General features: G+C 51.4%; 8 protein-coding genes. 2 read left to right on the forward strand and 6 right to left on the reverse strand.

The window, feature by feature from the left end:
- Positions 1 to 233 precede the first annotated feature (233 nt).
- The 6 genes from C7H09_RS07480 to C7H09_RS07505 all read right to left on the reverse strand — a co-directional run bounded on the left by C7H09_RS07480 (position 234) and on the right by C7H09_RS07505 (position 4,894).
- Positions 234 to 1,652 carry an IS1380-like element ISPsp9 family transposase gene (locus C7H09_RS07480; RefSeq protein ID WP_076611315.1) on the reverse strand — a complete coding sequence of 473 codons (1,419 nt, stop codon included), beginning with the start codon at positions 1,650 to 1,652 and terminating at the stop codon, positions 234 to 236.
- A gap of 50 nt (positions 1,653 to 1,702) precedes the next feature.
- A complete protein-coding gene (locus C7H09_RS07485) occupies positions 1,703 to 2,389 on the reverse strand; it encodes a hypothetical protein (protein WP_206074287.1) in 687 nt (228 codons plus the stop codon).
- Between the two features lie 116 nt (positions 2,390 to 2,505).
- Positions 2,506 to 3,111: a DUF4326 domain-containing protein gene (locus C7H09_RS07490; RefSeq protein WP_106761971.1), complete on the reverse strand. Its 606-nt coding sequence runs from the start codon at positions 3,109 to 3,111 to the stop codon at positions 2,506 to 2,508.
- A complete protein-coding gene (locus tag C7H09_RS07495; protein ID WP_106761972.1) occupies positions 3,111 to 3,551 on the reverse strand; it encodes a DUF488 domain-containing protein in 441 nt (146 codons plus the stop codon). Before C7H09_RS07495 ends, C7H09_RS07490 begins: the two co-directional genes overlap by 1 nt.
- 11 nt (positions 3,552 to 3,562) lie before the next feature.
- Positions 3,563 to 4,177, reverse strand: a complete 615-nt coding sequence (locus tag C7H09_RS07500; RefSeq protein ID WP_106761973.1) for a dual OB domain-containing protein — start codon at positions 4,175 to 4,177, stop codon at positions 3,563 to 3,565.
- A gap of 147 nt (positions 4,178 to 4,324) precedes the next feature.
- Positions 4,325 to 4,894 (reverse strand): hypothetical protein, encoded by a 570-nt coding sequence (locus C7H09_RS07505; RefSeq protein WP_106761974.1) that lies wholly within the window; start codon positions 4,892 to 4,894, stop codon positions 4,325 to 4,327.
- Positions 4,895 to 5,063: 169 nt separating this feature from the next.
- Here C7H09_RS07505 and C7H09_RS07510 point away from each other — a divergent pair, with 169 nt between their 5' ends.
- Complete coding sequence (locus tag C7H09_RS07510; RefSeq protein ID WP_106693228.1) at positions 5,064 to 5,375, forward strand: BrnT family toxin; 312 nt, start codon at positions 5,064 to 5,066, stop codon at positions 5,373 to 5,375.
- Positions 5,350 to 5,622, forward strand: a complete 273-nt coding sequence (locus C7H09_RS07515) for a BrnA antitoxin family protein (RefSeq protein WP_054641814.1) — start codon at positions 5,350 to 5,352, stop codon at positions 5,620 to 5,622. The genes C7H09_RS07510 and C7H09_RS07515 overlap by 26 nt, the downstream gene beginning before the upstream one ends.
- The last annotated feature ends 440 nt before the right edge of the window (positions 5,623 to 6,062 follow it).

Genomic DNA, 6,062 nt, shown 5'->3' on the forward strand with positions numbered 1-6,062 from the left:
CCCGCCTTATTCACGAGGGCGCTGATTGAGCGGTCTGAAGGTACTGGCTGTTGGCATTGCTTATCAGGATTCGCATCTTCAGCGCGAGTGGCTGTTGAGTAATGCCAGAACGCAGCCCTTTTCCTACTTACTTATAGCTCTTTGGAATCAATTGCGACCGTCCAAGCAGCCGTGATCGCCGACCGCCGCTCCGGTCGCTCGCTTTCTGATGCTGTGGTGGTCTCGCAGGAGCGTCAGCTCAGTGCGGTCAGCTTCGGCAGCCCCTTCAGCAGCGTCGGCCACCACTTGTCGGCGGCGGCCCCCAGATGAACGGTGATTCGCCGAGCGTGCAGCCTCAGCGTGGCGGCGACCTTCAGCACCTGCTCGCGCATCCGGCTGAGGCTCCAGCCTTGCCGGGTCTGCCGCTCCAGCAGGCAGCGCAGGCCATGCAGGACCTGGTAGGCGTAGAGACTCAGTAGCAGACTCACTTCGTTGCGGGCCATCACCTCTTGAACGGTGGAAGCGCCGCGGTCGGTCGAGGAGAGATGCACGTCGAGTGCTGATTTCACCTCGCCCATGTGCGCCTCGGCGCTGCCGCGCTTGCGATAGAGTGCTAGGACCTTCTCTGGCGGCCAGTCGAACTTGCTGAGGTTGGTGACCAGGAAGAAGGCATGCAGCAGCAGGTCATCGGGGCGTTCCTGCACCACCAGCACTACGCGCCGCGGTGCCGACCAGGAGCCGGCTTGGTACTCCAGATCGTGGCACCACTCGCGAGGCTGCTCGGGTGGCCGGCCGGGTGGCCGCTTCAGGAGCGGTGCTGCCAGCTTCTGTAGACCGGTGTGACTGCGCAACCGGCCCAGGTATTCGATCTCCCGATCCTCCAGGGCCTCCAGCGTCGCGTTATCGGTAAAACCGGCGTCGATGCGCACACGAACCTGTGCCCCGGTGCTCTCGTTGAGTCGTCGTACCAGATGCGGGATCCAGGTGTCGGCGTTCTCTGCCGGGCCGGCGTTGCCCTCGCGCAGCAGGCCGCCCACCATGTCGCCGGTCTCCGCCAACGATGCGACCAGCGGCGAGTAGATGCGGGCCCCGTAAAGGCCATGATAGGCCGACCCGCCCTGATGGCCATGCACCTCGATCGGCAGGCCATCGATGTCCAGCGTCAGCTGTTTGGGACGTTCACCGTTCTGCAGCGAGGTCAGGCGCCAGACCACCAGCCGCAACAGGCCTTCGTGCACGGCATCGATATTGTCGTTACGACCGAGGCAGCTCAGCAGCCGCGACAGCGTGGCTTGAGACGGCCGGTCCTGGACCAGGGGTGTCATGCCGCGTGCATCGCTGCAGGCCAACTGCCAAAGCGGGTCACGGCGCAGCGTGTCGGTATCGCTGAGATCGATCCAGCCCATCGCACGCTGCAGCACCAAGGTACGCAACTGGCTGGCCAGCGAATGACGGATGCGCAGCGGGTGGCGTCGATCGACCAGATTGTCTTCCAGCGCCTCGATCACGCCGCTGTTGTCGAGGGCTTCACGCAGCAGCAGGGCGCCGCTGTCGCTGGTGGTGCGCTGGCCGCTCAGCTCAACACGGACAGAGCCGTTGCATGAGGGCGTCCAGGTGGATAGGCTTTCACCCATGGCGAGTGGTCCTCTTGAATCGTGTTCTGGCAGGAACATCCTGATTCTACAAGAGAAAACCTCTCGCCATCTTCGTTTTCAGGTCGGCCTCATGAATAAGCCGGGTTCAGTCGTCTACGTTCGGCATCTCTTGCCTCACCTTGTTTTCTTAGTGCCTCATTCCTTTTGTCTCTCGATCCCTGAGGTTTAAAATATCGATCAAGGTTTTCCTCGTTGTTGATAAAGCTTTTGGAAAAACGCAGTAAGCCCTCAAAAAGATTAAAGGTGGTGTGAGCAAGAAAATGCTGAACCACTGTTCCTTCGCCAAAGGAAATTTCGTGCAGAGTGTAAGGCTTTAACTCTTCGACGTCAGTGCGAGGAAGCATCTGTATATCTATGCCATTTTTTCTTACAAAGATGTAGGCGGTCCTAGATTGATTAGCGTAGCCAAATACTGCTCGGTACTGTTTTCGTCTTGACTTTATAGGAACCCAGCCATGCGATTTAAGTTCTTTAATAAAGGCATCTGAGCTTGAAAGACCATTGGCGATAGGAGTGCCTTTTGGCAGGATCAACTGGCCATCTGAATTTTGGCTAGCCTCGTCCATCTTGCACTCGATTCTGCCATTGCAGTCCCAGTTCAAGTATTCAAGATTTTGAACCGATGCATACCTCAGTTTTCCATCCCCTCTGCGCACTATTACACTGTCTCCAAGCTTAATATCTGTTCGGAAGCACTGTACTGGAAACTCATTTTTCGACTCTTCGAAGGACACAAATGCAATTATGTAACTCATAGATATCCCTTGCGATTTACTCGGAGAACGGAGTTTGCCTAACGCCCAGCTCACGCGCCGGTTTGGAGCCGCGAAGCGGCGGAAAGTCGGTCGCTATGCAGCCTATTGTTAAGCGATCACTTCCCGTCATCCCATGAGTTCAGAAAGTCCGCCAATACATCCCCATGACACGACTCTGGCTTACAGAAGCACCCCAAACGTTTTCCGGCCAATTTGTATACTTCGCTTTTTTCCTTATTTGGGAATTTTTCGAAATCAAAATCATACTTATACTTCCTTATAACTTCTTCTCTATCTTCGCCGTCTTCATACATGGAATACGGATTTCCCCAATACGATCCACGTCCTATGTACTCGTATTTTTCCGTGCTTTTTAAGCCTTTATATTCAGGCTCACGCTTGATATTAATTACTCGAGTAATAGAAATATTTATCAGTCTAAGGGGAACGGAATTCTCCCTTAGCAGGCTCGTTTCAACCAGAAACTCTTCACCATCATCAAAAACGATTGCGTGAGTTACATCTCTCACACCCCAGTCTTCAATCAGCCGTTTCGATTTTATTTTCGGCATTTCTTCAGAAATCAGTTTGATAAAACCATTTACATCCGCTGGGTACAGAATCTCAACCGCATCTGATGCAGAAAGTATCTTCTCAACTTTTCTACGGAATTTCTCATAACATTTGAAAAGCTTTGGATAAAGAATTAAAACTCTATTCATTAGTATAAATGCTTCACTTCGAGGTCTAGTTCAGAGTATTCATTTAAGTATTCTACCACGAGCCGCCTGTGGCAAAAGTGCGGCTCATGTTCTGAGCAAAGTAAACAGCCATGGTCAAGAAGTGCAGGCCTGACTGACCTTTCAATATTTCGTTGCGACATAAGATTAAGGAATTTTTCCTCATAAAGCTGCCATGGCATATCGCCTTTCTTATATGCATTGAGGATATCTTTGGTCGGTGCGAGCTCGGGAAGGTGTACATACTCTGATCCGCAAAGCTCTTTAAGGAAAAACTTTAGATCATCCCTCTTTGCAAACCCAGACAACTGAGAAACATTATTAAGACGAACATCAATTAAAGTTTTGACCTGAGACAGGTTTATAAACTTGAAGAATTTCTCTGCGTTCTTCTGAGTAAACCCAATGGTATAAATTTTCATGTCATTTCCAATCAAAATATAGTTGCGACAAGCTTAAAACAGTTGCCTTGATACTCCTCACCCAAACTTACGCACAGAACACCTCTAGGAGCTTCATTGTTTTGGATGATTCTATCAAAGTTCGGGTCAGTAACAGCGAGATCATAGTTAGTCCCATGATAGGAGAATGATGCTCTTCGTTTATCATATTGATTTTTATATAGATGTAAGCCGTCAACGGCGATCAAGTACAAAGACTGACCAATAGCAATATGCCCTGAGACGATGCTTGCATGAGGAACTCTATCTGTACCACCCCAAATATCATTTGGGGTATCCAGATAATGGTTGAGCTCTCCCACTGAGATCCCAAAATTCTGCCGCCATGTAGATCCATCTATGACATAGTTTTCGGGCTGGTGAGCCAAAGGGGCATGAGCGGAGAAGGTCATAAAAACTTTCTGCAAAGGCTTTACATTGAATTTTCCGTATGGATTCTGGCACAGCGCTTGTGCGTGGTTTAACTCCGCGCCGTCGCTATTTGAGACTGGCCGTACCCACTGCCCATTGGCAATGCATTTTCCAGCGACGCAATGCTGGTGATGCTTCACAGAGTTGGCCAAAATCACTACTTCAATGTTCTTCACATTACCCCTCCAGTCTGGGCTACATCTATAGCGCTTAACGCCGACAACACGCGCGGTTGCGGAATGGAGGCGAAGCCGCAATGCAGTAACCGTCGCCGTGATTGTACTGGTTAGAAGTATTTAGGTTCTCGCAAGTATTTCGATCTCTCATGGAGCCCGAACTCCTTCGTGACATATCCTGAGCCAATCCCCAGCCACTCGTATTCTGAAATCAGTCGAGTTACCACTCAGTTCTTCAATCTTCGATGGAGTAATGGGCACTGTCTTCGCTAACCTCTTTTTGTTGCCGAGACGCTCAACAAGACTCTGCGAATAATACTCGCGGAGAATCCATTGATTCTTCCCATCGATCTGGAGTTCCTCACATGTAAACAAGCCTTTGGAGGCAGGGCATGTGGTGCAAGCCTCGATAAATGTGGATGCGACGGTCATAGCCTCTTTGCCTACGAACCTGTATTGCGGGATCGATTTTGGATTCTGTTGGAAGAAGTTCTGAATTGCTTTGACAGCATCACGCTCGATACCGGTATGGCTCCTTGCATCCGACAGTCTCGAAAAGTTCGAAACTGCAAGAAGAAATTGCGCCCAAACTGTCTCTCCGTATTTTTCTTTGACGCTCCGGGTCGCGTCAGAAAAATCTGTGCCCGAGAGCAGGAAAATATACCCATTCACGTGGAGCGCCCAAAAGTCATCAAACCTAGAAATCCCTTCTTTCATTTCTTCCCCATGTTCAAAAGGCCAACCTCACACGTCGACTCCAAAACTTCTAACGCCTGCAGCATGCGCGCCCACGAAATGGAGCCGAAGGCGCAATGTAGTGGGCGTCGCCGTGCCTGCATTGGTTAGCACTTGTTGACGCCTGCGTATATGCTGATAATATACTTTCATGATCAATTGGGCACAAGTTACTGGCTTTGACTGGGACGAAGGCAATTCCCGCAAGAACGCGGAGAAACATGGCGTAAACCAGTCCGAAGCGGAAGAGATTTTCTTTAATGAGCCGCTTCTGGTGCTGGAAGACTCCAAACACAGCCAGACTGAGGCCCGTTTTCATGCCCTTGGTGAAACCGATGATGAGAGATTACTCCACATCACGTTCACACTGAGGCAGAACGGTACGTTGATTCGGGTGATTTCCGCTCGCGACATGCACCGAAAAGAGAGGGCTGTTTATGAGCAAACCAAAAAAGATGCCTGAGTTCAAAACCGAAGCAGAAGAACGGGAATTTTGGGAGACTCACGATTCCACCGACTACCTGGACTGGAGCCAGGCCAAGCCGGCATCGTTCCCGAAGCTGAAACCCTCAACCAAGACCATCTCACTCCGGTTGCCGGAAACTCTGCTTGATCGGATCAAAATCGAAGCCAACAAGCGGGATATGCCCTACCAATCGCTGATCAAGGCTTGGCTTGCGGATGATGTGAACGACAGCCGTCGGACTTGAGGTGCTAACGCCAAGCTTAGCGGCGCCACGTCAGTGGCGTCCGGTGGACGGCCCTCCGGGCCGGGAACGTACTACAGCGACTGGTTAGCTGGGGGCATCGATAAAGCCCGATCTCTGGCAACCAACATCGCAGCCCACACCGGAGCCCTTGCACCCAAACCCGCCGATGCACTTTTATTAAAACCACCGCCAATGATGCGGTGAATGAACCTGAACATCAGAGTAGCAGGTAAGCAAGGAACCAATTTTTGGCGGACTGCCCCACGCCCCAAACGCTCATGTTACTACCATCACCACTGACCAATTGAGCTACCAACACCACGCCAAATTTGCGGGCCTTGGCAACCGCACCATGTTGTCGGATTTACTGCCGGTTCTCGGCCAAGGCCATCAGCACCCAGCCACCAAAAAAGTACCAAGCACTACCAGCTAACGCTGAG

The organism is Marinobacter fuscus (genome assembly GCF_003007675.1).
GTDB classification, from domain to species: Bacteria; Pseudomonadota; Gammaproteobacteria; order Pseudomonadales; family Oleiphilaceae; genus Marinobacter; species Marinobacter fuscus.